General features: G+C 66.8%; 17 protein-coding genes and 3 pseudogenes. 7 read left to right on the top strand and 13 right to left on the bottom strand.

From position 1 onward, the window contains the following. Positions 1–38 precede the first annotated feature (38 nt). Both G3N98_RS05395 and G3N98_RS05390 read right to left on the bottom strand, forming a co-directional pair. Positions 39–782 (bottom strand): SDR family oxidoreductase, encoded by a 744-nt coding sequence (locus tag G3N98_RS05395; RefSeq protein WP_206147508.1) that lies wholly within the window; start codon positions 780–782, stop codon positions 39–41. Positions 783–793: 11 nt separating this feature from the next. Then, entirely contained in the window at positions 794–1,165 is a 372-nt protein-coding gene (locus tag G3N98_RS05390) for a DoxX family protein (RefSeq protein WP_241025756.1), read from the bottom strand. Between the two features lie 168 nt (positions 1,166–1,333). Between G3N98_RS05390 and G3N98_RS05385 the strand changes: the two genes are divergently transcribed. Continuing rightward, positions 1,334–1,693, top strand: coding sequence for a helix-turn-helix domain-containing protein (locus G3N98_RS05385; protein ID WP_277396883.1), 360 nt, complete (start codon positions 1,334–1,336; stop codon positions 1,691–1,693). Between the two features lie 266 nt (positions 1,694–1,959). Here the strand turns inward: G3N98_RS05385 and G3N98_RS05380 are convergent, their stop codons facing one another. From G3N98_RS05380 to G3N98_RS39675, 4 genes and pseudogenes are all read right to left on the bottom strand, one after another. Further along, on the bottom strand, positions 1,960–3,138 hold the full coding sequence (locus G3N98_RS05380; RefSeq protein WP_206147506.1) for a chromate transporter: 1,179 nt from the start codon (positions 3,136–3,138) through the stop codon (positions 1,960–1,962). Further along, positions 3,135–4,112, bottom strand: a complete 978-nt coding sequence (locus G3N98_RS05375; RefSeq protein WP_206147505.1) for a chromate resistance protein ChrB domain-containing protein — start codon at positions 4,110–4,112, stop codon at positions 3,135–3,137. Before G3N98_RS05375 ends, G3N98_RS05380 begins: the two co-directional genes overlap by 4 nt. 375 nt (positions 4,113–4,487) lie before the next feature. Next, positions 4,488–4,904: a plastocyanin/azurin family copper-binding protein gene (locus tag G3N98_RS05370; RefSeq protein ID WP_089476258.1), complete on the bottom strand. Its 417-nt coding sequence runs from the start codon at positions 4,902–4,904 to the stop codon at positions 4,488–4,490. A gap of 167 nt (positions 4,905–5,071) precedes the next feature. Beyond that, positions 5,072–5,158 (bottom strand): annotated as a pseudogene (locus tag G3N98_RS39675) (arsenical resistance protein ArsH); the annotation flags it as partial. A gap of 204 nt (positions 5,159–5,362) precedes the next feature. Between G3N98_RS39675 and uvrA the strand changes: the two are divergent. The 4 genes and pseudogenes from uvrA (at position 5,363) to G3N98_RS05355 (ending at position 13,348) form a co-directional block, all read left to right on the top strand. Further along, complete coding sequence (uvrA, locus tag G3N98_RS05365) at positions 5,363–11,257, top strand: excinuclease ABC subunit UvrA (protein ID WP_206147504.1); 5,895 nt, start codon at positions 5,363–5,365, stop codon at positions 11,255–11,257. 296 nt (positions 11,258–11,553) lie between these two features. Next, complete coding sequence (locus tag G3N98_RS05360) at positions 11,554–11,841, top strand: DUF1330 domain-containing protein (protein WP_089476256.1); 288 nt, start codon at positions 11,554–11,556, stop codon at positions 11,839–11,841. Positions 11,842–11,894: 53 nt separating this feature from the next. Further along, positions 11,895–12,075: pseudogene (locus G3N98_RS39670) on the top strand (hypothetical protein); the annotation flags it as partial. Positions 12,076–12,307: 232 nt separating this feature from the next. Continuing rightward, positions 12,308–13,348 (top strand): LLM class flavin-dependent oxidoreductase, encoded by a 1,041-nt coding sequence (locus G3N98_RS05355; RefSeq protein WP_206147503.1) that lies wholly within the window; start codon positions 12,308–12,310, stop codon positions 13,346–13,348. A 50-nt stretch (positions 13,349–13,398) separates the two neighbouring features. Here the strand turns inward: G3N98_RS05355 and G3N98_RS05350 are convergent, their stop codons facing one another. The 5 genes and pseudogenes from G3N98_RS05350 to G3N98_RS05330 all read right to left on the bottom strand — a co-directional run bounded on the left by G3N98_RS05350 (position 13,399) and on the right by G3N98_RS05330 (position 17,822). Next, positions 13,399–14,250, bottom strand: a complete 852-nt coding sequence (locus tag G3N98_RS05350) for a CoA ester lyase (protein ID WP_089476254.1) — start codon at positions 14,248–14,250, stop codon at positions 13,399–13,401. 3 nt (positions 14,251–14,253) lie between these two features. Further along, a complete protein-coding gene (locus G3N98_RS05345) occupies positions 14,254–15,453 on the bottom strand; it encodes a CaiB/BaiF CoA-transferase family protein (RefSeq protein ID WP_206147502.1) in 1,200 nt (399 codons plus the stop codon). 10 nt (positions 15,454–15,463) lie between these two features. Then, the gene (locus G3N98_RS05340; RefSeq protein ID WP_206147501.1) at positions 15,464–16,327 is read right to left on the bottom strand and encodes a MaoC family dehydratase N-terminal domain-containing protein; all 864 of its coding nucleotides are present in this window, start codon (positions 16,325–16,327) and stop codon (positions 15,464–15,466) included. A gap of 76 nt (positions 16,328–16,403) precedes the next feature. Further along, a pseudogene (locus tag G3N98_RS05335) lies at positions 16,404–16,610 on the bottom strand (FAD-binding protein); the annotation flags it as partial. A gap of 39 nt (positions 16,611–16,649) precedes the next feature. After that, complete coding sequence (locus G3N98_RS05330) at positions 16,650–17,822, bottom strand: acyl-CoA dehydrogenase family protein (RefSeq protein ID WP_175240647.1); 1,173 nt, start codon at positions 17,820–17,822, stop codon at positions 16,650–16,652. Between the two features lie 112 nt (positions 17,823–17,934). Between G3N98_RS05330 and G3N98_RS05325 the strand changes: the two genes are divergently transcribed. Next, a complete protein-coding gene (locus tag G3N98_RS05325) occupies positions 17,935–18,864 on the top strand; it encodes a LysR substrate-binding domain-containing protein (RefSeq protein WP_175240648.1) in 930 nt (309 codons plus the stop codon). Between the two features lie 163 nt (positions 18,865–19,027). On the opposite strand, the gene G3N98_RS05320 is transcribed toward G3N98_RS05325, so the two are convergent. Next, positions 19,028–19,819, bottom strand: a complete 792-nt coding sequence (locus G3N98_RS05320; RefSeq protein ID WP_089476249.1) for an MHYT domain-containing protein — start codon at positions 19,817–19,819, stop codon at positions 19,028–19,030. 364 nt (positions 19,820–20,183) lie between these two features. On the opposite strand from G3N98_RS05320, the gene G3N98_RS05315 reads away from it, so the two are divergent. Continuing rightward, on the top strand, positions 20,184–20,828 hold the full coding sequence (locus tag G3N98_RS05315) for a carbonic anhydrase (protein ID WP_089476248.1): 645 nt from the start codon (positions 20,184–20,186) through the stop codon (positions 20,826–20,828). Positions 20,829–21,042: 214 nt separating this feature from the next. On the opposite strand, the gene G3N98_RS05310 is transcribed toward G3N98_RS05315, so the two are convergent. Continuing rightward, positions 21,043–21,777: an ABC transporter substrate-binding protein gene (locus G3N98_RS05310; RefSeq protein ID WP_206147500.1), complete on the bottom strand. Its 735-nt coding sequence runs from the start codon at positions 21,775–21,777 to the stop codon at positions 21,043–21,045. Between the last annotated feature and the right edge of the window lie 242 nt (positions 21,778–22,019).

Raw genomic sequence — 22,019 nt, 5'->3', positions numbered from 1 at the left:
GAGCCGTATGCCGTAGCAACGTATATGCCGAGCGGCGTTCAGCGTGCGCTGTCGATGATCGAGCCGCCGTCCGGCGTGAGGCTGTAGCCCGTCAGGAACTGCGCGTCCTCGCTGGCGAGGAACAGGACAACCGGCGCGATGTCATCGTCGGGTGTGCCGAAACGCCCCAGCGGGTTGGTCGGCGGCGGTACGTCGGCACGCTCGCCCCACGTTTGCGCCAACGGCAGCACGTTATTGACCGTGATCCGGTCGGCGGCCCATTCGCGTGCGGCGGTTCTCGTCAGTGCGCGCACCGCTTCCTTCGCCATGTTGTACGGACCGTACCCCGCGAGGCCCATGACGCCGGCCATCGATCCGAAGTTGATCACGCGGCCGGCGCCGCTCGCTTTCAGATGCGGGTAGGCCGCTTGCATCGTCCGGAGGTACGCGATGGGTCCGAGATCGAAATTGCGTTGCAGTTTCTCCACCGACAAATCGGTGATCGACGAAAACGGCGCGGATGGATCGAACGCATTGTTCACGAGGATGTCGATGCCGCCGCAGGTCGTGGCAACTTTGTCGACGGCCGCGTTGATCTGGTCGGCACTGCCGAGATCGCAAGGGATGCCGAGCGCACGGCCGCCAGCGGCCTCGACGTCGGCCACGACCGAATCGACGTTGGCCGGTGTGAGCGACACGACTGCTACCGTTGCGCCTTCGGCAGCGAACCGTTTCGCGGTGGCGCGTCCGATTCCCCGGCCGGCGCCCGTGACGATGGCGATTTTCCCGCTGAGTCGGGCCATGGTGTTCTCCTTTAGGTGATGATCGCGTGACCCGTTGTCGCGGCGACGCCATCCGGTGACGGGATGTCGCGTGCTTCGTTCTGCGTGGTGAATGAAACGACGAGACAGATGAGGGCGACCGCTGCCGGCAGCGCGCCGCGCGGCTTGCGAACACCGACGTGCGCCAGTCCGGAAAGCAGCAAGTGATAGAAGACGCCCGCGTACGCGAGATCGCTGAGCGGCACGCTGACACGGGCCAGGATGGCCGCGACGGCGCCGATCTTGGCGACGGTCAGGAGCGGCACGAGATACGCGGGATAGCCGAATCCGACGAGGATTTTTCGGACGCGATCGCGCTTGACGATATAGAGCGTCGCGGACGTGAGATAGAGCAGCGACAGCAAAGCGGTGCTGGTCCAGTATGCGAAATTTTCAGCCATTTGTTGCGGGTTCCTGAGTTTCATCGATGTCGACTTGGCACAAGAATGTCGTCTAAGATGAAAGCCCGCAAGTAGGATGATTTTCTGTCTGCAGGTATGGAAAAGATGACTAATGACGCCGACGAAGTGAACATGCACGACGAAATGCGGCGCGCATTCTCGCTGCTTTCCGGAAAGTGGAAGCTGGAGATCATGTGGCTGCTCAACCAGCGCGTTTATCGATTCGGTAAACTACGAAAATCGATTCCCGGCATCACGCAGCACATGCTGACTGCGCAGTTGCGCGAGCTGGAAGCGGACGGCTTGATTACCCGCACGGTGTTCGCGGAAGTGCCGCCGCGCGTCGAATACGACATCACCGAAAAGGCGCGCGGCCTCGGGCCGACGATAGAGGCGCTGACGGCGTGGTGGAACGAGTATGGGCGCACCGTGCCGGTCAAGCTGCCGGGGCGCGGACGCAAGACCAGTCCCGCCAAGGCGAAGCTGGGGTGATCTGGCGCGTTCCCCGGCATTCGCGGAGCACGTGGGAACAACCTGAAGAATCCTGGTCTCGCCGGCACGCTGACCGGGCTCGCGCTTGTTGCTAGCGGGCAGGACAATGGTCGGGGCAAGTACCGTGATGAAATGCGTAACCCCGCAAACCGTCACATTACGCGGGCCTTGTCGAGTCGCTCGAACGGCTTTCTCCGATAGGTGAATGACGATCGCATGCCAACGCTTTCAACGGGCACGTCACGTCTGTTTCCCGGAAACTCGAGTCAATGATGAAGCAGCGGGAACGCCACGAGTCCAATGACGGCGGCTGCAGTCACGATCACCGGTTCCTGGAGCTTCTTGAAGCGCCACAGCAGCAGCACGGTTGCGACGGCGAGCAGCGCGGTCGGGATATCGACGATCGATCGCTTCGCGATGACTAGAACGGAGCCCGTGATCGCGCCGACGGCCGCCGCCGTGATGCCGTTCACGAACGCCTTGACGGCCGGCCGGTGCCCGTATTTCTTCACGTAAGGCGCGGGAATGACCGTGAACAGATAGCAAGGCAGGAACGTGCCGAGAGAAGCGACGAGTGCGCCCGGGAATCCCGCGACCAGATACCCGATGAAGCCGACGGTGATCACGACCGGGCCGGGCGTGATCATCGCGACCGCGACGGCATCCACGAACTGCTTGTCGTTCAGCCAGTGATGTTCGGTGACGACGCCGCCATAGAGGAACGGCACGATCGCGAGTCCGGAGCCGAACACGAACGCACCCGCCTTCATGAAGAAAGCGCCGATCTGAACGAGCTGCGGTAAATCGATGCCGCTCAGCAACCCGCTGGCCGCGGGAAGATGGGCAGCGGCAACGGCATTCAGGCCGCCCTTGTGCAGCCACTTCGGTGGTGCATGCCACAGCCAGCCGATCAGGCCGGCGGCGACGAACAGCCACGCGATTTCCGATTCCGTGATGAAGGTCACCGCAGCCAGCGTCAGGAAGATCGCCCAAAGGAGCTTGTCGTTGCCGACGGTCTTGGTCGTGAGCTTGTACGCGCTCATCGCGATGATGCCGACCACCGCGGCGCCGACGCCGTAGAAGACGGCCTGCATCCACGACAGCCCGCCGAAATGCGCGTACGCGAACCCGAGCGCGACCACCATCAGGAACGACGGCAGCACGAACGCGAAACCGACCAGCGTCGCGCCGAGGAGGCGGTAGTGGACGAAGCCGAGATAGATCGCCAACTGGGCCGCCATCGGCCCCGGTGCGAGCTGGGCCAGCGTAAGGCCTTCCTTGTAGTCGGCCTCCGTGATCCAGCCGCGACGCTCGACCAGGTCGCGACGCATGTAGCCAGCCAGCGCGACGGGGCCGCCGAAACCCAAGGTGCCGAGACGCAGCATGTAGGCGACCAGCTCGCCCAGCGAGTAGGTCGGTTCGGTGGTGGCGACGGTAGTGGTCATGATCTGGCCGTGGTCTGGTTTTTGCCATTCGACGTGAAGTGCGCATACAGGGCGTCGAGCACGGCGCTCATCTGTTCGAGCAACTGATCGTCGTTTTCCGTGCGCTGGCGCATGCCGGCCATCACGGCCTCGAAGCCCACCGCTTCGGGCGCGGCGGGGCCGCCTACGTCGAGCGCGTGCACGATCTCGCCGAGCCGCATCAGCGCGGCGTCGTTTTCGAGCCCGAAACTGGCGAGTAGCACCTCGAAGGTCACGCGCTCGCCGACGTGCGTGAACGTTGCACCGTCGAAATCGAAACCGAGCGCATCAACCGGGCAATCCGCCGGCGCTGCAAGCCAGATGAAGCGGGCGCGCGTGTCGATGAATCGGTGGATCAACCATGCACTCGCGACGCGATCGACCCACATCCGCTGCCGCGTCGCCCACGTGCGACCTTGGTACTCGCCAATCGCCAGCGGGCGAATGGCGCGGTCCGCGGCGTGCGGCTCGCCCGGTGACAGCACGGTGTCGACCAGCGCGACGAAATCCTGCAGCGCGACTTCGGCGCGGGTGGCCGAATCGCCCGGGAAATAGTCGATCGCCCGGATGGCGTCGAAATCCTTGCGCAGGCGACGCAGCAGGCGGGTGAGTTCGGTGGGGGACTGCCCGGCCAGTGTCTTGCGCGCGTCGATGAGTGTTCGGGTGAAGGCCGCGTAGTCGTCGTCGCGATCGAACAGCGCGCGGAATTCCTGTTCCTGCGACGCGTCGAGACTGGGCGCGCGCAGCAGGTAGGCCGTGCCGCCGCTTTCGGCGATCGCGTCCGCGAGCTCGCGCAGGGTCGCTTCATGCTCTCCGGTGTACGGCAGCAGGTAGATGCCGTCACGCAGCACCGCGCAACCCTTCGCCTTCAGTGCACGCCAGAACCGCATGCGGGCCGTCGCGTTTTCTGTCGGAAGGGTCAGAACGAGGAGTGACCAGATCGATAAAGTGTTCATGTAGACAATGCTACTAACTCGTCATTGACTCTACAAGTTAACTTTTCGAACGGTACAAGCAGGGGGCTGCGCCAGTCATCAGCCGGCGACCGGCAACCGTCATCGGCGGGATTCGGATGGTCGGCACGGCACGCCCATTACCGCAGCGAACCGGCAGGCAACGGGTCGCCTGCTCGGCAGTCTCTGTCGCGCAAGCGAGACGTGGGGAAGGGGCAATCAGGACTGGGGTATCGATCGGCGTGACGCAGCGGACGCGCCGATGGATGACGTGAAGCAGTGTCCGGGTCGACGACGCACACGCCGCGCGACGTGGCGAAGTCTTCTATACCGGTCGCAGGGCGCCGGTACCCGGCGCGTTCGGTTCGGCCAGGCGATTCACGGCGTGACGACAAGCACGGTATGCATGCCGGCCGCATAGTGTCCCGGCTTGTTGCAGATCAGCGCGTAGCGTCCGGGCACGAGCGTGAATGACGCGCGTTTGCGCTTGCCCGGTGCGATGTCTTCGACTTCGCCGATCTTTTTCAACTTGTGCTCCAGCACCAGGCCTTTGCGGACAGGGAGTGCGTCATCCGCGAGATCGGTCTTGAGCAGGACGAGCTCGTGTTCCATGTTGTTGTCCGCGGCATTCCTGACATCAAGCGTGACGCGACCCGCTTTCACGCTGTGTGTCTCGAGCTGGATCGCGTTCGACAGCAACGTCGCGTTGACGGTTTGCTCTGCCCGGCTGGCAGGCGAGGTCATGCCGAGCGCAGTCACGCTGGCGAGGATGGCGATTCGGCAAGTGGCGTTCATGATGGCTCCCGTTGCAACGAAACACCGCACCCGCCAAGCGTCCGGCGATGGCCGTATGCGATATGCCGCGCACGCAGACACCCCTGCCAGTGCGACGGCATGAACGCTTTCGTGGGGCGGTACGTGCGGTAAACGTGCGCTGCGAGGCGTTTATTCCTGGGGTCCGCCTGCATTGGACGGACAGCGGCGACCGACGGCGGAATCCGGGCGATCCGTGATTTCAGGGTGCCCGTCATCGCGCCATGCCGCTCCGGCAGGCGTCTCGCCCCCTCGCCAGCCGCCTGCCCATGACGGCGCCAGGGTCGTCATGGAAAACTGTATGAATATACAGTATAGTGTCCGTCGCAATCGAGCCGCACACGTGTAACCGTTGCGGCCCGTGCGCCGCGCCTGCGGGCATCCGCCGCAGCGTTCCGGCACCGAGCACTCTGGCTAACTCATTCAGACGGGCAGGCAAATTGTCATCCAGCAATCTGATCCGCATTCGCGGAGCACGTCAGCACAACCTCAAGAATCTCGATCTCGACCTGCGTACCGGCGAGATGACGGTCGTCACCGGCCCGTCGGGCTCCGGCAAGTCCAGCCTCGTGTTCGACACGCTGTACGCGGAAGGCCAGCGGCGCTACGTCGAGACGTTCAGCGCGTACGCGCGGCAGTTCCTCGACCGGATGGACCGCCCGCAGGTCGAACGTGTCGACGGCGTGCCGCCGGCCATCGCGATCGACCAGACCAACCCGGTGCGCAGCTCGCGCTCGACCGTCGGCACGATGACCGAGCTGAACGATCACCTGAAGCTGCTGTACGCGCGCGCGGCCGAGCTGTTCGACCGCAAGACCGCGCGGCAGGTGCGGCACGACACGCCGGAGACGATCTACGCGGAGCTCGTCGCGCGCACGCAGGCGGACGATCCGCGTGTCGTCGTCACGTTCCCGGTCGAGCTGCCGGAAGCGGTGTCCGACGAAGAAATCGCGCAGTGGCTGTCGGCGAGCGGCTACACGCGCGTGCAGGCGCAGCGCGAGGTCGCGTCGCCCACCGGGCCGCGCAAGGTGCTCGACGTGGTGGCCGACCGCTTCCGCGTGCAGAACACCGACAAGGTGCGCGTCGTCGAGGCGATCGAGGCGTCGCTGAAGCGCGGCGGCGGGCGCGTGAACGTCTATGTGCTGCCGGCCGACGCCGGGAACGCGGTTGCCGAGCCGCAGGTATGGCGCTTCTCCACCGGGCTCCACGATCCCGACAGCGACCTGCGCTACGCGGAGCCGCAGGCGGCGCTGTTCTCGTTCAATTCGGCATACGGCGCGTGCGAAACCTGCCGCGGCTTCGGCCGCGTGATCGGCGTCGATCTCGGCCTCGTGATCCCCGACGCGCGCAAGACGCTGCGCGGCGGCGCGATCAAGCCGATGCAGACCCCCGCCTGGAAGGAGTGCCAGGACGACCTGATGCGCTACGCGGCGAAAGCCGGCATCCCGCGCGACACGCCGTGGTCCGAGCTGTCGGACGCCGAGCGCGACTGGGTCGTCAACGGGTCGCCGGACTGGAACGGCAAGTGGCAGAGCCAGTGGTACGGCGTGAAGCGCTTCTTCGGCTATCTCGAGTCGAAAGCGTACAAGATGCATATCCGCGTGCTGCTGTCGAAATACCGCAGCTACACGCCGTGCGACGTGTGCGGCGGCGCGCGCCTGAAGACGGAATCGCTGCAATGGCGGCTCGGCTCGAAGGAAAACGCCGACGGCGTGCTCGCGCCGGCCGGCCGCTTCATGCCACGCGGCGTCGACTGGAGCCGCGCGCAGCTCGAAGCGCTGCCGGGCCTGACCGTGCACGACCTGATGCTGCTGCCGATCGAGCGCATTCGCCGCTTCTTCGACGACATCACCTTGCCGAGCGCGCTGCTTGACGATGCGCTGAAGCTGCTGCTCGCCGAGGTGCGCACGCGCCTGAAATACCTGTGCGACGTGGGGCTCGGCTACCTGACGCTCGACCGGCAGAGCCGCACGCTGTCGGGCGGCGAGGTGCAGCGGATCAACCTGACGACGGCGCTCGGCACGTCGCTCACGAAAACCCTGTTCGTGCTCGACGAACCGAGCATCGGGCTGCATCCGCGCGACCTCACGCGGATCGTCGAGGCGATGCAGCGGCTGCGCGATGCGGGCAATACGCTGGTCGTGGTCGAACACGATCCGTCGGTGATGCTCGCGGCCGACCGGCTGATCGACATGGGGCCCGGCCCGGGCGAGCGCGGCGGCACGATCGTCTACGACGGCACGCCGGGCGACATCCGCTCCGCGCACACGCTGACGGGCGAGTATCTCGGCGGCCGCAAGCATGTCGCGCATGCGTCGAACTGGGCGCGCCGGGTAGTCGACGCGAACACGCCGCGCATCGTGCTCGAAGGCGCGAGTGAACATAACCTGCGCGACGTGACGGTCGAGATTCCGCTGCAGCGGCTCGTCTGCGTGACGGGCGTGTCGGGATCCGGCAAATCCACGCTGCTGCAGGACGTGCTCTATCCGGCGATGGCGCGGCACCACGGCAAGGCGACCGAGTCGCCGGGCGCGTACCGCAGCCTCACGGGCGCCGACCAGGTCGGCGACGTCGTGTTCGTCGACCAGTCGCCGATCGGCAAGACCACGCGGTCGAACCCGGCGAGCTACGTCGGCGCGTTCGACGAGATCCGCAAGCTGTTCGCGAAGGCGCCGCTCGCGCTGCAACGCGGCTACGGCGCCGGCACGTTCAGCTTCAATTCGGGCGACGGCCGGTGCCCGACCTGCGGCGGCTCGGGCTTCGAGCACATCGAGATGCAGTTCCTGAGCGACGTCTACCTGCGCTGCCCGGATTGCGACGGCAGCCGCTACCGCGCCGAGATTCTCGAAGTGCGCATCGAGCGCGACGGCCGCGCGCTGAGCATCGCCGACGTGCTCGACCTCACCGTCAGCGAAGCGGCCGCGTTCTTCGCGACCGACGCCGAGGTGCTGCGCGTGCTGCAGCCGATCGTCGACGTCGGCCTCGAATACGTGAAGCTCGGCCAGCCGGTGCCGACGCTGTCGGGCGGCGAAGCGCAGCGGCTGAAGCTGGCCGGCTTCCTCGCCGAATCGGCGGCGGCCGTCAATGGGCGCCGGGTCGTCACGGAAGAAGCGCGCATCGCGCGGGCGAAGCTGTTCATGTTCGACGAGCCGACCACCGGGCTGCACTTCGACGACATCGCGAAGCTGATGCAGGCGTTCGGCAAGCTGCTCGCGGCCGGCCATTCGCTGATCGTGATCGAGCACAACCTCGACGTGATCCGCGCGGCCGACTGGCTGATCGATCTCGGCCCGGAAGGCGGCGACGGCGGTGGCCTCGTGCTGTGCGCGGGTACGCCCGACGACGTGAAGGCCTGTGCCGAATCGCATACCGGCGTGGCGCTGCTGCAGTACGACCGCGCAATGGATGCCGAGCTGGCGCTCGCCGACGAAGGCAAGCCGCTGCAGGCCGTGCTGAACGCGGCGCGCGAGCGGCGTGCGATCGAGGGCGAAGACGTCGTGCGGATCGTCAATGCGCGCGAACACAACCTGAAGGCGCTCGACGTCGACATCCCGCACGGCAAGTTCAACGTGATCACCGGGGTATCGGGTTCCGGCAAGTCGACGCTCGCGTTCGACATCCTGTTCCACGAAGGCCAGCGCCGCTACCTCGAGTCGCTGAATGCGTATGCACGCTCGATCGTGCAGCCGGCCGGCCGCCCCGAAGTCGATGCGGTGTACGGCATTCCGCCGACCGTCGCGATCGAGCAGCGGCTGTCGCGCGGCGGGCGCAAGAGCACGGTCGCGACCACGTCCGAGGTCTGGCACTTCCTGCGGCTGCTGTACGTGAAGCTCGGCCTGCAGCATTGCATCCACGACGGCACGCCCGTCACGTCGCAGTCCGTCGAATCGATCGCCGCGCAGTTGCTGCGCGATCATCGCGGCGAGCACGTCGGGCTGCTCGCGCCGCTCGTCGTCAACCGCAAGGGCGTGTATACGGATCTCGCGAAGTGGGCGAAGGCGCGCGGCAGCACGCATCTGCGCGTCGATGGCGAGTTCGTGCCGGTCGATCCGTGGCCGAAGCTCGACCGTTTCCGCGAGCACACGATCGAGTTGCCGGTGGCCGATATCGTCGTGTCGCCGGACAACGAGGCCGAACTGCGGCGCGTGCTCGACGAGACGCTCGAGCTCGGCAAGGGCGTGATGCATCTGCTCGCACCGCTCGACGGGCTGCACCACGCGATGCAGAACGATCATTCGACCGCGCGGGTCGGCACGGTCAAGGTGCTGTCGGTCAAGCGCGCGTGCCCGGTGTGCGGCACGAGCTACCCGGAGCTGGACCCGCGGATGTTCTCGTACAACAGCAAGCATGGCTGGTGCACGACTTGCGTCGGCACTGGCGTCACGCTCACGCGCGAACAGCGCGCCGCGTATGACGACACGGTGCTCGCCGGCGATGATCGTGGCCGCGAGCAGACGCTGCCGTCCGACGAGCAGGAACCGGAAGGCGTGGGCAACGAACCGTGCCCGGATTGCCACGGCACGCGGCTGAACCCGTCCGCGCGCGCGGTCACGTTCGACGCGCATCCGATCGTCGAGGTCGCGCAATGGACGGTGTCCGACACGCGGCGCTGGATCGACGGGCTGGAACTGACGGGGCGCGACGCGCAGATCGCACGCGACATCGTCAGCGAGATCGGCAGCCGCCTCGCATTTCTCGAGGAAGTCGGGCTTGGTTACCTGAGCCTCGATCGCGCGGCGCCGAGCCTGTCGGGCGGCGAAGCGCAGCGCATCCGGCTCGCGGCGCAGCTCGGCAGCAACCTGCAGGGCGTCTGCTACGTGCTCGACGAACCGACGATCGGCCTGCATCCGCGCGACAACCAGATCCTGCTGGACGCGCTGCGCAAGCTCGGCGACAAGGGCAATACGCTCGTCGTCGTCGAGCATGACGAGGACACGATCCGCCGCGCCGATCACATCATCGACGTCGGCCCGGGCGCCGGCAAGCGCGGCGGCACGCTGGTCGCGCAGGGCGCGGTCGCGGATCTGGCCGCGCAGTCCGATTCGGTCACGGGCCGGTTGCTCGCGCAGCCGATGACGCACCCGCTGCAGCCGCGCCGCAGCGTGAGCCTGCCGGGCAAGCAGGGCGGCGCCGCGGTGCCGGACGCCTGGCTGACCGTGCACGGCGCGCGGCTGCACAACCTGCGTGACGTTACGGTCGGCATTCCGCTCGCGCGGCTCGTCGCGGTGACGGGCGTGAGCGGCTCGGGCAAGTCGACGCTCGCGCGCGACGTGCTGATGACGAACCTGCTCGACGCGGTCGGCCGCTCGGTGCTGTCGTCGCCGGCCACGCGCCGCGCACGCAAGGCCGCGCAGCAGGATGCGCCGGCCACCAACCGCCGTTCGAGCGTGCTCGCGCGCAACGCGCCGCGGCCGTCGCTGAACGTCACGCATGCGTGGCAGGGCTGCGAGTCGCTGAGCGGCTGGGAGCAGATCGACCGCGTGCTGGAAGTCGACCAGACGCCGATCGGCAAGACGCCGCGCTCGTGCCCGGCCACCTATATCGGCGTGTGGGACACGATCCGCAAGCTGTTCGCCGATACGCTGGAAGCGCGGGCGCGCGGCTACACGGCGTCGCGCTTCTCGTTCAATACCGGCGACGGGCGTTGCCCCGCATGCGAAGGGCAAGGCGTGCGCACGATCGGGATGAGCTTCCTGCCCGACGTGAAGGTGCCGTGCGACGTGTGCCACGGGCAGCGCTTCAACCCGGAGACGCTTGCCGTCACGTGGCGCGGCCGGAACATCGGCGACGTGCTGACGATGGAGATCGACGAGGCGGTGGAATTCTTCGCGCCGATCTCGAACATCGCGCATCCGCTGCAGCTGATGAAGGATGTCGGGCTCGGGTACCTGACGCTCGGCCAGCCGTCGCCGACGCTGTCGGGCGGCGAGGCGCAGCGCATCAAGCTCGTCACCGAGCTGACGAAGGTGCGCGACGACATCACGCGGCGCGGCCAGAAGGCGCCGCACACGCTGTACGTGCTCGACGAACCGACGGTCGGCCTGCACATGGCCGACGTCGCGAAGCTGATTCGCGTGCTGCACCGGCTCGTCGATGCGGGGCACAGCGTCGTCGTGATCGAGCATGACCTCGACGTGATCGCCGAAGCCGACTGGATCATCGATCTCGGGCCGGAAGGCGGCGTGGGCGGCGGTACGATCGTCGCGGCGGCGCCGCCGGAAGCGCTCGTGCAGGTGCGCGCAAGCCACACCGGGCAGGCGCTCAAGCCGGTGCTGGCGCGAACGGGGTCGGACGAAGGCGAAGCCGAGCGCGAGGGCGAAGCGCGAGTAGGGTGAGCGCGACGCTGCGTCTCGACGGCTCCGGTGCCGGGCGGTGAGTTCCCCCAGCTGACTTGCCAGCGGCTGGGGGGCACCGCGATCCGGCTCATGCACCCCTCGTCGAGGGGTGTTTTCTTTTGGTGCTGCGACATGCGCCCGGCCGACCGGTTGCGTCCATTGTTAATCCGGCTCGAATAGAGAGTTGGAAGCAGGGGGATAAGAGAAAGCGCGCCCGATGGTTAGGATGAGTGCCGTTGTCCGGCGGACGATCTCCCGATCGTCCCATCATTCTCGAACGCATCAGGAGTGCAATCTTGGCGACCTATATCGTCTTCACGCATGAAAGCACGCAGGATCAGCAGGAACTCGATCTCTACCAGGACAAGGTCGGCGCGACGATCGCCGGCCACCCGTTGAAGGTGCTGGCCGCGTATGGCCCGCAGGAAACGCTCGAGGGCGACGGCCCGGAAGGGGTGGTGATCGTCGAGTTTCCATCCAGGGACGCCGCGCACGCGTGGTATGGCAGCCCGGCATACCAGGCCATCGTTCCGCATCGCTTCAAGGGCGCACGCTTTCGGGCCGTGCTGGTCGAAGGCGTCTGACGGGGCGTGAGTCGCTTGTCGACCGTCGCGGCGACTCCGCCTTCGGCTGGAGGATCGTGTCGCTGTGCAAGGGCGAGCGGGGCTTTCCGGCAGCGCTGTCACGCAAGCTGTTGAAGCCCGAGCCGTCGGCGCCGTATCGCCCGGGCGCCCCGATTTCGCCGGTCGATCCCGACGCGGTGCGCGTAGGCCGAGGCCGCGTGCGCGCAGCCGCTCGGCGATCGGCAACGGGCGTCGAACCGCCCAGCCTCGATCGCGCATTCCATTATGGATGCGCGCGTCATATCCATAGAAGAAATGACCGCAACGGGTCAGTCGCACATTCTCCATAATCGACGACGCATGTGAAGTCGCCAGTCCCTTCCACGCTTTCTCGTGACCGCTTGAATCCGATGGGCTCGACCTTTTCGAGGTCGAGCGCGATGTCTCATTTCCTTTCGAATTTCGACTGATAGCGAAGGACACGAAAGTGAGCAACGTACGCATTGATCAAATTTCCTTCCTGACAGCGGGAAACTACCCCGGCGAAGACGCAGCGGAGGGATTCGAGCGGGCGCTCGACCTGTTCCACGCGGGCGAGGCGCTCGGCTACGACGGCGCCTGGATACGGCAACGCCATCTCGAGCGCGCCGTCTCGTCGGCCGCGACGTTTCTCGCGGCGGCGAGCCAGCGCACGACGCGGATCGGATTGGGCGCGGCGGTCATCCAGATGGGATACGAGAATCCGTTCCGGCTGGCCGAGGATCTCGCCACCGTCGACGTGCTGTCGCGCGGGCGGCTCAACGTCGGGCTCAGCGCGGGGGCGCCGATTCACGGGGCGCTGCTGGGCGAACGCCTGTTCGACACCGATCCGGAACGGGTCGACTTCTCGCATGCGCGCGTGGCCCGGTTGCGCCGCAATCTGGCCGGCGACTGGCTCGGTGACGAAGACACGTTCGTGGAATCGGCTGCGGGCAAGGTCCGGCCGCGCGTGAGCCCCTTCGCACCGGGCTTGACGGAGCGGCTCTGGTACGGCGCGGGATCCGCTCGGTCGGCCGAATGGGCGGCCAGTAACGGCTTCAACCTGCTGATCGCCAACGTGACCACGGGCGAGGGCACCGACAATTATCTCGACGCCCAATTGCGGCAACTGGCGCTGTATCGCGGCCATTGGCATGAAGCCCACGCACCGCGTATCTCGCTGGGGCGCGTGATCGTCCCGACCGACGGCGCGAGCGCGAAAGAGCGCGAACGCTATCGCGCGTTTGCAGAAGGGCGTCATGCCCGCACGCTGGCGCCGCAGGGCGAGCGACGCACACTGTACGCGCCGGATCTCGTCGGCCCCTCGGACGAAATCCTGGAGCGGCTGCAGGCCGATCCGGTGGTCGGACAGGTGCGGGAACTGCGTGTCGAACTGCCCTACAACCTGCCGTTCGAGAACTATCTGCAGATTCTCGACGATGTCATCACGCGTATCGCACCGGCACTCGGCTGGCGTCCCGCCGATCGGCGCGAACAAGCGGCGGCCTGAGCGGCGGCGCGGGTGCGCACCGGTGGGGCGCGCCGCGTAGTCGCGATCGATTATTTCCGCGTACCGGCGATGATCGCCTCGGCCGCCCGGATCACCGGAAGATCGACCATCCGGCCGTCCAGGCTGAACACGGCGCCGCCGTGTTTCGCGGTTGCGTCGATCACGCGGCGCGCCCACGCCTGCTCGTCTTCCGAATAGCCCATCGCATCGTTCACGCCGGCGACCTGCGCCGGGTGGATGCACAGCTTGCCGCCGAACCCGAACGCGCGCGCGCGGCGGGCATCGGCCGTCAGACGCTCGGCATCGTCGGTGCGCGTGGTCACGCCGTCGATCGGCGCCGGCAACTGCGCGCGACGCGACGCGGCCACGATCGCATTGCGCGCAAAGGCCAGCTCCGGCTCGTCGGGCGTCGCGCGCATGCCGAGGTCGAGCTGGAAATCCAGATGCCCGAACGCGACACGCACGACCTGCGGATCGCGCGCCAGCGCGTCGGCCGCATCGAGCCCGGCCAGCGATTCGATCAGCGCGACGAGTTGCGCGTGCTCGCCGAGCTGCGCCGCGACGTGGCGCAGCGCGCCCGCATCTTCGGATTTCGGCAGCATCACGGCCACGCGTTGCGCGGCCCAGTCGCGCAGCAGCGCGATGTCCGCGTCGTGCCACGGCGTGCCGACCGCGTTCACGCGCACGACAGTGCGCGCACGCTGCTCGTCCGTCAGCAGCGGCAGGTGCTGCGCGAGTTGCGCGCGGGCGTCGTCCTTGCTGTCGGGGCTGACGGCATCCTCGAGGTCGACGATGATGCAGTCGGCACCCGAATCGAGCGCCTTCGCGAAGCGCTCGGGGCGGGTGGCCGGCACGAACAGCAGGCTGCGCGCGTGGCGGACGGGGGAAAGGGGCTTGGACATGGCTCAGATCACGCTGGCGGCGCGCAGTTGTTCGATATCGGCGTCGGTGCGCCCGAGTTCATGCAGGATGGCCGCGCTGTGCTCGCCCAGCGCGGGCACCGCATCCATGCGCACGTCGAAGCTGTCGATCGTGGCGGGCGGCAGCAGCGCCTGCAGTTCGCCGGCCGGCGAGTCGATCGTGCGAAAGCGCTGGCGCGCGTGCAGTTGCGGATGCGTCCAGAGATCGCCGATCTGGTTCACGGCGGCGTTCGCGATCTGTGCTTCGTCGAGGCGCGCGATCACGTCCTGCGCGGTGAGGGAGGAGAACGCCTGTTCGATCACGGCCTTCAGTTCCGCACGGTGTTCCGAGCGGTGCACGTTGGCGTCGAAGCGCGGATCGGTCGCGAGCGCCGGGTCGCGCAGCACGACGTCGCAGAACGTCTTCCATTCGCGCTCGTTCTGCAGGCCGAGCATCACGACGCGGCCGTCGCCGGCCTTGAACGGGCCATACGGATAGATGGTCGCGTGCGCGGCGCCGTTGCGGCCCGGCTGCTGCTGGCCGTCGTACGCGTAGTACATCGGGAAGCCCATCCACTCGGCCAGCGCCTCGAGCATCGAAATTTCCACGTGCGAGCCGATGCCCGTGACGCCGCGCTGCAGGAGCGCGCTGAGGATGCCCGTGTATGCATACATGCCTGCCGCGATGTCGGCGATCGAGTTGCCGGCCTTGCAGGGTTCATCGGCCGTGCCCGTGATCGACAGGAATGCCGCCTCGCTCTGGATCAGCAGGTCGTACGCTTTCTTGTCGCGGTAGGGGCCATCGGCGCCATAGCCCGAGATGTCGCAGACGATCAGCCGCGGGTGCTTCGCGTGCAGCGCATCGAACGACAGGCCCATGCGCGCGGCCGCGCCGGGCGCGAGGTTCTGCACCAGCACGTCGGCCTGGGCCACGAGTTCGCCCAGCACCTCCTGCGCGGCCGGTTGCTTCAGGTCCAGCGTGAGGCTTTCCTTCGACCGGTTGGTCCACACGAAATGCGACGCGAGACCGCGGGTGCGGTGATCGTACGCCCGCGCGAAATCGCCCACGTCGGGGCGCTCCACCTTGATGACGCGGGCGCCGAGATCGGCGAGCTGGCGCGTGCAGAACGGCGCGGCAATCGCGTGTTCGAGCGTGACGACGGTCATCCCGCTGAGCGGGCCGGGTTGAGCTTTGCGAGCTTGCATGGTCGGATCGTTATTCCAGTTCGGCGCTGGCCTGCATGGCCAGCTGCCTTTGCGGGCCGCGCGCCCACAGGCGGGCGGCATGTCCTTCGAGCTTGCCGTTCACCGTGAACGGCGCGGTGTCGAACAGCGGGCTGACGGCCTTGAACTCGAAGCGGCGAATGGTCTTGCCGGGGTGCGTGCGGCGCAGTTCCTCCAGCAGCAGCATCGCGATCAGCGGGCCGTGCACCACGAGGCCCGGATAGCCTTCTTCCTGCATCGCGTAAGGCCGGTCGTAGTGAATCCGGTGGCCGTTGAAGGTGAGGGCGGAAAAGCGCATCAGCAGCACCGGATCGGGCGTGACGATGCGCGAATACTGTTCGTCCGTCGGCGCCGGTGCCGGTGCCGGCTGGGGTGCCGGCGCGCCGGCAGTGGCAGGAGGCGGCGCGTCGCGGTACACGATGTCCTGTTCCTCGCGGATGGCCACGCCCTCGGCATCGCTCGTTTCGTGCAGTACGGTGACGAACACCAGCTGGCCGCTGCGGCCGGACTTGCTCTGCACGCTCAGGATCGTCGACCGGCGCTGCACGGGCGCATCGACGGCCAGCGGGCGGAGGAACTGCAACCGTCCGCCGGCCCACATGCGGCGCGGCAGCGTGACGGGCGGCAGGAAGCCGCCGCGCCGCGGGTGACCGTCGACACCGATGTCCGACTGCCGCTCGCCCGGCAGGAAGTACAGCCAGTGCCACAGCGGCGGCAGCGTCGCGGGGAGTTCGGATGGGTTCGCGTAGTCCAGTGTTGCCTGCAGCAGGCGGATGGGTGCCTGGGTAATCCGGTCCGCGCTGTCCACGCTCCGGCCGACCCACGCGTCGAAGGATTCGGAAGGCTCGACACTCATGGTGTTGGGTGCTCGATGATTGAAGCGTCAGGCAGGCAGCCGGCGCCAGCATGTCGGGTGCCGGTCGCCCGTGCCGTCAGCGTGCGTTGACCCGTTCGGGCATGGCCGCGAACAGGTCGGCTTCGAGGGTGCAGTCGGTCACGATGAAGATCGGTGCTTCGGAATCCTTGTTGATCGCGACGATTACCGTCGAATCCATCATGCCGGCCAAATACTGGATCGCCCCCGAGATACCGACCGCGATGTGCAGCTGCGGCGCGACGATCTTGCCGGTCTGGCCGATCGGGTACGAGCATCTTCATGGAGAGGAATCCTTCCGGAATCAGTAGGAGCGCGGGAGCTGCAGCACGTGCTCGGCCACATGCCCCAGGATCATGTTGGTGGAAATCGGCGCGACCTGGTACAGGCGCGTTTCGCGGAACTTGCGTTCCACGTCGTATTCGCACGCGAAGCCGAAGCCGCCGTGCGTCTGCAGGCAAGCATTGGCCGCTTCCCAGCTGGCCTTCGCGGCCAGGTACTTGGCCATGTTGGCCTCGACGCCGGCGTTCTCGCGCGCGTCGATCTTCTCGCACGCGCGCCAGCGCATCAGGTTCGCGGCCTCCAGCTCGATGAACGATTCGGCGAGCGGAAACTGGATGCCCTGGTTCTGCCCGATCGGGCGGCCGAACACCTTGCGCTCGCTCGCGTAGTCGCGCGCTTTCTCGAGGAACCAGTAGCCGTCGCCGATGCACTCGGCCGCGATCAGCGTGCGCTCGGCGTTCAGGCCGTCGAAGATCACCTTCAACCCCTTGCCTTCAGTGCCGAGCAGTGCGTCTTCCGGCAGCTCCAGGTTGTCGAAGAACAGCTCGTTGGTCTCGTGATTGACCATGTTGAGGATGGGGCGCACCGTGAGGCCGTTGCCGATCGCCTTGTCCAGCTCGACGATGAAGCACGACAACCCGTCGCTCTTCTTCTGCACCTGGTCGAGCGGCGTCGTGCGCGCGAGCAGGATCAGCAGGTCGCTGTGCTGGACCCGCGAGATCCACACCTTCTGGCCGTTGATGACCCAGCGGCCGTCCTTTTTCACCGCCGTGGTCTTGAGCTTGGTGGTGTCGCTGCCGGTGGTGGGCTCGGTCACGCCCATCGACTGCACGCGCAGCTCGCCCGCCGCGATGCGCGGCAGGTAGCGCTGCTTCTGTGCTTCGGTGCCGCTGAACACGATGGTGTTCATCACGTACATCTGGCCGTGGCACGCGCCCGAATTGCCGCCGGAGCGGTTGATCTCTTCCATGATGACCGACGCCTCGGCCATCGACAGCCCCGGGCCGCCGTATTCCTGCGGAATCAGCGCGGCCAGCCAGCCGGCCTGCGTGAGGGCCGTGACGAACGCTTCGGGGTAGCCGCGCGCCTCGTCGATCTTGCGGTGGTAGTCGGCCGGAAACTGATTGCACAGGCTGCGTACGGCGTCGCGGATTGCCTGGTACTGGTCGGGGGCGGAAAAAACGGAGGCGCTCATGAATCGTGTCTCGTCATTGGCATGGGTCGAGTCCATAATAAGTTTTGATGGATTTCTTAAACAATAGAATTTACTGATCGTCGAATCAGTTTTTGGTATCGAGGTATCCGCGATGGATCTCAAGCAATTGCGCGCGTTCGTCACCGTGGCCGAAACCGGCAACGTCACCCGGGCATCGAGCCTGTTGAATCTGGTGCAGCCGGCCGTGTCACGCCAGCTGCGGCTGCTCGAGGAGGACATGGGGACGGAATTGTTCGACCGCAGCCGCCACGGCATGCAGCTCACGTCGTCGGGCAAGACGATGCTCGAATACGCACGCCGCATCCTCAACGAGGTGGCGCGCGCCAAGGCCGAGATCCAGCCGACCGACGGGCCGGTGGCGGGCATCGTGAGCATCGGGCTGCTGGCCAGCACGTCGGACCTGCTGGCCACGCGGCTGGCGGGCGAGGTGGCGCGGCGCTACCCGCACATCCGGCTGCGGCTCACGATCGGCTACGCGGGCCACTTGCAGGACTGGCTCGAAGCGGGGGACGTCGATGCGGCGCTGCTGTACGGGCAGAAGGAGACGCCCGCGCTGCACGTCAAGGCGTTGATCGACGAGAGTCTGTGGGCCGTCGCGGCGCCGTCGGCCGGGTTGTCGCGCAAGCGGCCGGTGTCGCTGGATCGGGTCGCGCGCGAGCCGTTCATCCTGCCTTCCGCGCCGCAGGGCCTGCGCGCGGCGATCGAGCACGCGGCGGCCGAGGCGGGCGTCACGTTGCAGGTGTTCGCCGAAACCAATGCGTTGAGCGTGCAGAAGGAACTGGTCGCGCAAGGCCACGGCTGGACGATCCTGCCGGCGGTCGGCGTGACGCAGGAGGTTGAACAGGGCACCCTGAGCGCGGCGCCGCTCGCGTCGCCGGGCGTCCGGCGCACGATCGTGCTCGCGGCGCCCAGCAGCCGACAGGCCACGGCGCCGGTGCGCTGCGTGGTCGGTGTGCTGCTCGATTGCGTGAAGGCGACGTTTGACCAAGGCGACTGGCCCGATGCGCGCTGGCTGGGCTAGGGCGAGCGTGTTGTCGGGGTGAGCCGCCTCACGTGCGGTCTTACCCCGGCGGGACAGGCCGGCACGCCGAAGCGGCCGGTCCACCCGTGCACTCGGTGTGCCGGGCCGGGAGAGCGGGGAAAAGCCCGTTTTGACGTGCCCGGATGAAGCCGAGCGTGCGCTGTCAGCGAGTCGGATTCCGTCGATCGAGATGGGTGCTCAATGTCGCCTGAACGCGTTCTCGCGCCTGGGTGTTGATCCTGGCGTCCAGCACCATGATCACGGCGGCGACCAGGAAAATCACCAGGCTGACTGTCACGACGATACCGGCCAGCCACGGTGCGGGTAGGTTGGAGAGGGTTGCCGTCGCGTCGCTGCCTCGTTCGAAACTGGCCGCTGCCATGCCGCAATAGTGCATCCCGCACACGGCCACGCCCATGACGATGGCCGAACCGATCTGGCGTGTTCTGCCGAATGTGCTCGGCCGGCGCAGGTCGAAGGCCAGCAACAAGGCGGCGCCGCTTGCCAGGATCGCGATGATGACGGACAGCACGACCAACCAGGGCTGGTATCGGATACCGGAGCAGATGCTCATTGCCTGCATGCCGAGATAGTGCATGCCGGCGACGCCCAGTCCCATGACGATTGCGCTGACAATGAGTTGCGGCCAGTGCAGCGCGAAGCGGGCGAGCGGGACGAAGCCGACGGCCGAAGCCGCAATCGCAATCAGCAAGGAAGCGACGGTGGTGGGAATATCGTATCCAACAGCCACCGGCAGATGAAATGCCAGCATGGCGACGAAATGCATCGACCAGATGCCGAGCCCCATGATGCACCCGCCGAACGCGATCCAGGGCCAGATCGAACGATTCCCGATGAGATTCAGGCGATCGGAGATATTGAGTGCCGTGAACGATGCGAGGATCGAAAGAAAGCAGGAAAGTACGACGAGCGTAGGGTCGTAGGTGCCGGACATGATCGTTATTCTCGGTTATAGGCTTTTGGTCGTTTGAGGGCGCCCTGTTTTTGCGAGTGCGCCGTCCCCTCGTGTGTCCCGCAAATATACCGAAACCCGGAATCGAATCAAGGGCGCCGCCGCCCACTTGGGGTGGTGCGTCGGTGCGACGGAGGTCCCCGGATCGTGCCGGTTTTTCGGTCCCGGTCGGACCGGATCGAATGTGCCGTGCGCGCATGGGCGTGCGCCGAGGTAGACCGGCTGGCCGACGTCCGCGCCAGCCTCATCACGACGTCGCCGATCTGCGATAATGTCGGCCGCCTTGGCGGACGGCAGCGTACGATCTCGTTGCCCGCCCGCCGTGAATTCGTATCAGGAGAGTCCCGTGCGCGACATCATCGACGGCTTCCTGCGCTTTCAGCGCGAGGTCTATCCGCAACGTGTCGAGCTGTTCAAGCAGCTCGCCACCGCCCAAAATCCCAAGGCGCTGTTCGTGACGTGCTCGGACAGCCGCGTGGTGCCCGAGCTGCTGACGCAGCGCGAGCCCGGCGAACTGTTCGTGATTCGCAACGCGGGCAACATCGTCCCGTCGTACGGACCGGAACCGGGCGGCGTGTCGGCCACGGTCGAGTATGCGGTCGCCGTGCTTGGCGTGCGGGATATCGTCATTTGCGGGCACTCGGATTGCGGCGCGATGGGCGCGATCTCACGGTGTACGTGTCTCGACCATATGCCGGCTGTCGCGAACTGGTTGCGCCATTCCGATGCCGCGAAAGCGATCAATGCCGCGCATCAGTTCGACTCCCCTCGGGACAAGCTCGACGGTCTGGTGCGCGAGAACGTGATCGCGCAGCTCGCCAACCTGCGCACGCATCCGTCGGTTGCGCTCGCGCTCGAGCAAGGACGCATGAATCTGCACGGTTGGGTCTACGACATCGAGATGGGGCGCATCGACGCACTCGACGGCGCGACGCGCCAATTTGTCCCGTTGAGCGAGTCGCCGGCCACGGTGGCGGTCAAGTCGTACTGAGCGAAGGGGCCTTGTTCCGGCCGGTCGTATCCGCCGTGCCGAGTCGGACAAGCGAAAGCGCCGATCTGCGGTCCGATCTGTAGCGGCAGTCGCGAAGGCCGGTTCCGCCCATGCCCGACGTCTTCATCTCGATCGCGGCTTCCTGCACCCGACGCGGCCGCGCGAAGTCGGGCGGCCGCAAAGCGGGGGGATCGCTGCGTCACGCCCCGTGCCGTCACGCTTGCGGCGCGACGGATGCCCCAGAGATGCCATGCCGCCGCAGCGAATCCGCGACGAAGCCTGACGCCTTCATTTCCTCGACAAACCCATTCAGTGCCGCCGCGGCCGCTTCGCCGCGGCTCTTCGGCACGCCCATGGCCTGCCGGATCACCATGAACCGCGCGTCGAGCAGGCGCAGGCCGGGCGCTTTGGCGGCGTCGGCCTCGAGCTGCTGCTTCACGCCTGCGGCCACTTCCAGTTGCTGTTCGACGAAGGTCTGCACGACGGCTTGCGACGTCGGCGCACGCACGATCTGCGCGGCCTTCAGTTCGCGCGTGAGAAACAGGTCGTAGGCGCTGCCCTTGCCGACGGTCACGCGGTTGTCGGGCTGGTCGACGTCCGCGTTCGTGCGGATCGGTGACGCGTCACGCACCAGATAGAACCCTTCGATCAGCACGTACGGCGCCGTGAACGCGACCGTTTCGCCGCGCAGCGGATCGACCGCGAAGAAGCCGAAGTCGGCGCGCTCGTCGGTCAGCGCCTGCACCGATTTGCCGGCAGTGTCGAACACGACCAGTTCCAGCTCGGCCGACAGGCGCTCGGCGAACGCGCGCGCAAGGTCGATCGACACGCCGAACGGTTCGCCCGTCGCCGGGTCGCGGTTCGCGAGGATCGGGTTGCCGAGGTTGATCGACGCGCGCAGCTTGCCGGTCGGCGTGAACGCGGAGAGGACGGAGTGGGCGAGGGGCATGGGAGGCTCGTGACGGTCGTAGGGGCAGGGTTTGGCGCGCGGCGATGTGCGACCGCGCGTCGGCATCGAGCTTATCACCTGGCTTTCGCCATCGAGCGACGTCGAGCGGCGCAAGCCCACCTTCGGCGCCAATCGGGCGACGCGAGCCAGATGCGTTCCCCTCATCCTCTGACCCCAACAGGGATGAGCGCGCAAAGGGATTGCGTGGCTGCGTGAGGCGATTTGATGCGGGAAGAGGGGTT

Origin of the sequence: Burkholderia sp. Tr-20390 (assembly GCF_017104595.1) — a bacterium.
GTDB lineage: Bacteria > Pseudomonadota > Gammaproteobacteria > Burkholderiales > Burkholderiaceae > Burkholderia.
The sequence above is the reverse complement of the archived record's forward strand: the minus strand, read 5'-3'. Positions and strand labels throughout refer to the sequence as shown.

Excerpts from the sequence above, each read along its gene's own strand:
- G3N98_RS05395 (WP_206147508.1), bottom strand. The coding sequence starts at position 782 with ATGGCCCGACTCAGCGGGAAAATCGCCATCGTCACGGGCGCCGGCCGG.
- G3N98_RS05385 (WP_277396883.1), top strand. The coding sequence starts at position 1,334 with ATGCACGACGAAATGCGGCGCGCATTCTCGCTGCTTTCCGGAAAGTGG.
- G3N98_RS05380 (WP_206147506.1), bottom strand. The coding sequence starts at position 3,138 with ATGACCACTACCGTCGCCACCACCGAACCGACCTACTCGCTGGGCGAG.
- G3N98_RS05375 (WP_206147505.1), bottom strand. The coding sequence starts at position 4,112 with ATGAACACTTTATCGATCTGGTCACTCCTCGTTCTGACCCTTCCGACA.
- G3N98_RS05370 (WP_089476258.1), bottom strand. The coding sequence starts at position 4,904 with ATGAACGCCACTTGCCGAATCGCCATCCTCGCCAGCGTGACTGCGCTC.
- G3N98_RS05350 (WP_089476254.1), bottom strand. The coding sequence starts at position 14,250 with ATGTCCAAGCCCCTTTCCCCCGTCCGCCACGCGCGCAGCCTGCTGTTC.
- G3N98_RS05345 (WP_206147502.1), bottom strand. The coding sequence starts at position 15,453 with ATGCAAGCTCGCAAAGCTCAACCCGGCCCGCTCAGCGGGATGACCGTC.
- G3N98_RS05340 (WP_206147501.1), bottom strand. The coding sequence starts at position 16,327 with ATGAGTGTCGAGCCTTCCGAATCCTTCGACGCGTGGGTCGGCCGGAGC.
- G3N98_RS05330 (WP_175240647.1), bottom strand. The coding sequence starts at position 17,822 with ATGAGCGCCTCCGTTTTTTCCGCCCCCGACCAGTACCAGGCAATCCGC.
- G3N98_RS05325 (WP_175240648.1), top strand. The coding sequence starts at position 17,935 with ATGGATCTCAAGCAATTGCGCGCGTTCGTCACCGTGGCCGAAACCGGC.
- G3N98_RS05320 (WP_089476249.1), bottom strand. The coding sequence starts at position 19,819 with ATGTCCGGCACCTACGACCCTACGCTCGTCGTACTTTCCTGCTTTCTT.
- G3N98_RS05310 (WP_206147500.1), bottom strand. The coding sequence starts at position 21,777 with ATGCCCCTCGCCCACTCCGTCCTCTCCGCGTTCACGCCGACCGGCAAG.